A 2,985-nucleotide genomic window follows, 5' to 3' on the forward strand; every position below is an offset into this window, starting at 1 on the left:
ATATTTCGGCTTATTCCGGCAAGGCCGCACGCAAAGGTTAAGCAATGGTTAGCCACGGACCCGTTTCGTTCGGACAGCGTGGCCCCGACTTCATAAATTTTCTGTGCCGAATGTCGACGTCGATCGGCTGCCGCAACATGGTGTCCACGTCGAGCAAGACGTTCGATACGGGCGCTCAAACTCTAGTTGAACGCACCAACGGATTGTTCGTAGAATTGGTGATTGCGGAAGGACCGAGCATGGAAATCAATGGTGTTGCCCATACCTTCATTACGGCCGGAAATTTTGCAGCCGCACGTGCCTTCTACGGACAACTATTACCGTTTATGGGCCTTGCGATCGTGGCTGACACGGTGAACACCTTCTATTGTGTTGGCGGCCGCACGGGATTCGGCATTCACGCGCCCACAGAGGAGTATGCTGGTCAACGATTCCGCCAGGGCTCCGTCGGATTGCATCACCACTGTTTTCGCGCGCGAGAACGTGCCGATATCGATGAGGCGTATGACTTTCTTCTAAAGATTGGCGCACGTATCGTTCACGCACCGCGCGAGGACAGTTTTGCCCCCGGCTACTATTCGGTGCTGTTCGAGGATCCGGACGGTACGAGGCTGGAGATTAATCATGTCCCGGGCAAGGGATTGCTCGCACCCGGTACGGAGATCGGTGGTGGGTACGCGGACGGTACGCAGAACGGCTAGTGGCGCTGCACCAAGCGAGGTCGTGAGCTTGATGGCGTAACCCCGCGACTATCTCGCTAAATTTACTTGACGCTTGCCATGAACAGCTTGACGTCCTGTTCCAACAGCAGTCGGTCTTGGACGAGCTGCTTCGCGGCCGTCAAAACGGCCGCAGCGCGATCGCCCTCTTTTGGAAAGCGCTCGGCCAGCGATAGGCGCGGATCACCGTTGCTGAGCCGCTCCTCGCGAGTGGCAGCGAACGGGAACATCGACCCGTTGTTGTCGCACAACTCACCCTCCGCGAATCCAGCTTTGCGGAAATTCCAGCCCGTATGCGTTGCGACGGGAGCCTCCAAGGTCGGCAGGTGCACTCCGGCGATATCGCGGCCATCGGCGTCGGTCTTTGGAACAAATACTGGATAGGCGGCCCCTTTGACCGGCGGCACCACGTCGAAATTGATCACTGTCGGTTGTGTCATTCGTCCGGTGTAAACGACGCCCGGAATTCGCGGAAAGCCCACCGCTTCGGGAATCGGCGGCACGAGGGAGCCATCATCTCGGCTCGGGTAGCGGCTCGGCGGCGGCAGTGTCCCATCCGTTATCCATTGATCAAGCGCGACCAACAAAGCGCGCGCTGGCGGACCTGCATGGAGTGGGTTCGTCGGGAACATACAGGTCCGCGTGAGCGCGGAGCGGTCAGTTGCCAGGGCGAAATGCTGAAGATTGGAGATCAAGAACAGCCGAACATTGTCAGGCATCGCCAAGGCATTGCCTTGCGTGTCGGTCGCCACCAAGGATGCGCGTTGCTGGTAAAACTCGATTTCGCTGTCGGTCTTGATGATCTTGGGGCAGTTACCGGCAGCTAGACACCGGGCCAGCAGACCGTCGGTGCGTCCAGTGAGCGTGTCAGTAATCACTGGATAGGTGAACGGAAATTCGGAGCCCGGATAAACTGTATCGGCGTGCTGGTAGGGCGAACGGCCGGGCTGGCTGAAGCGATAGTTGGTGAATGTCTTCTTCCCGCCGGCGACATGCGGCATCAGCGCATCGAAAACCATACGGCCCGCCTCATCGGCGTTGAAGCCGAGATAGAGGAAATCATGCAAATATCGGCCACTCTGTGAGACGCCGAATGCGATGGCACGATCGATGTGGCCGGCCAGCAAATTCGGAGTGCCTTCTTCATCGGCCTTGTCATACCGAAGGAACGAGATGATATCGCGCGTCGTCGCAAACCCGAGTCCCATCACCTTCGGATCCTTGGCGAGGTAGATCAGTTCATAGATCGCGCCGGCATCGAAACCGGCCGGACGACTGATCGCAATCCGGTTTGGGTCTTCGAACTTCATCGAAAGATCGCTCGGCTCACTTCGCGGATCGCTCTCGCGTGCGCGCACCGTGAGCTTCACCTGCGCGGGATCGAGATCGGCGGCGGGATAGCTCAGCTTTGCGACCGCGGGGTTCTCCGAGTGATCGAAAACAAATTCCTCGCGAGAGAGGCCGGTTACCTGCGGCACAATGGGCGGCGAAAACGTAAGACGCCCACCCCCAGCAGCCGTATCCCCTTGCCAGCCGCTCCACACGATCGTGTAGCCGCGGCTCATCAGAAAGCCATTACCCGCGTCAGCAGCCTTGGTCAGGTCGTTCGTGACCGCGGCGTCATTGAACAGTGCCAGCCCGGCTTTGTTGCCGCGATTCACAACTTCATAGAAAAGGCGACGATTTGCGCCGGTTGCAATGGTGGGGCGCAGAATCTCGACATCGCTCACCGCTTCGACCAGTCCGTGCGCATTCCGCGGGGCGTGATCGATATCTGCAATCACTGAATTGTGCGGATCATCGGGCGGCACCGCAATTGTCGCGCGGGCAATGATGCGGTCATAGGTGCCTACGGGAGCGAAAGTGCGCCCTTCGAATGCCGGCGATTCAGTGCGAAGGATCTCAAACTTGATGACCTTTGCGTCCACGGGTTGCGATGGACACACGACACTGATCGCGAAGGCCAAGCCCTGCAGTATGCGCTTCATCCGTTCCTCCCTGCGACGGCGCGTGCACACGCGGGTTCGGGTCACTGATGAAGGTGATGCGAGCCCTGATCGGGCACATACGCGGAGATAAGAATCAGAAGAATTCGGGTCCATTCCCGACAGTTCTTTTGAGATATACCACCAATGGTGGCCTGCCGAGAAGAGGCAGGATTTCCGAGGGCGTCGCTCCCAGACGACGCCTCCCGGAAGAAAAACGAAATCACGCCGCTTGTGCGATTTGACCGGCAAGAACCCTACCGACGAATCTCGCCGTCGCT

General features: G+C 58.6%; 2 protein-coding genes. One reads left to right on the forward strand and one right to left on the reverse strand.

Annotation, left to right across the window (positions count from 1 at the left end):
- Positions 1–110 precede the first annotated feature (110 nt).
- A complete protein-coding gene (locus JOZ76_RS19480) occupies positions 111–701 on the forward strand; it encodes a VOC family protein (protein ID WP_291700931.1) in 591 nt (196 codons plus the stop codon).
- A gap of 62 nt (positions 702–763) precedes the next feature.
- Here the strand turns inward: JOZ76_RS19480 and JOZ76_RS19485 are convergent, their stop codons facing one another.
- On the reverse strand, positions 764–2,707 hold the full coding sequence (locus JOZ76_RS19485; RefSeq protein WP_291700933.1) for an alpha/beta hydrolase domain-containing protein: 1,944 nt from the start codon (positions 2,705–2,707) through the stop codon (positions 764–766).
- Positions 2,708–2,985: the final 278 nt, after the last annotated feature.

Origin of the sequence: Bradyrhizobium sp. (assembly GCF_019244115.1) — a bacterium.
Classification (GTDB): Bacteria; Pseudomonadota; Alphaproteobacteria; order Rhizobiales; family Xanthobacteraceae; genus Bradyrhizobium.

Coding starts and splice junctions, on each gene's coding strand:
- JOZ76_RS19480 (WP_291700931.1), top strand. CDS start 111: ATGTCGACGTCGATCGGCTGCCGCAACATGGTGTCCACGTCGAGCAAG.
- JOZ76_RS19485 (WP_291700933.1), bottom strand. CDS start 2,707: ATGAAGCGCATACTGCAGGGCTTGGCCTTCGCGATCAGTGTCGTGTGT.